This window comes from Methylobacterium sp. C33D, assembly GCF_053345825.1.
Window position 1 is genome coordinate 1 of record NZ_JBKFAV010000191.1, and the last position, 312, is coordinate 312.

The 312-nt window shown below is 72.1% G+C and carries 1 tRNA gene; it reads left to right on the forward strand.

Features of this window, described 5'->3' with window-relative positions:
* Positions 1–39 precede the first annotated feature (39 nt).
* Positions 40–126: transfer RNA gene (locus tag ACLBXO_RS31985), tRNA-Leu, on the forward strand.
* Positions 127–312 lie beyond the last annotated feature (186 nt).

The window sequence follows — 312 nt, forward strand, 5'->3', positions numbered from 1 at the left end:
GCTTGATCGGACCCGCCGGCCCCGTTACCGAGGGCGGATGCGGACGTGGCGGAACCGGTAGACGCACGAGACTTAAAATCTTGCGGCCGCGAGGCCGTGCGGGTTCGAGTCCCGCCGTCCGCACCAGCACGCAGCGCGACGCCGGACCGGGATGCCGGAGGGAATGGCGTGGTCTACGTGCTCATCATCATGCTGGCCGGCTCGGGCCCGGCGATCGGGTCCGTCGAGTTCAACACCCGGCAGGCCTGCGAGGCCGCCGCGAAGCAGATCGCCGAGGCCGGGCGGCCCTACGGCGGGGCGTCCCCGGTCACC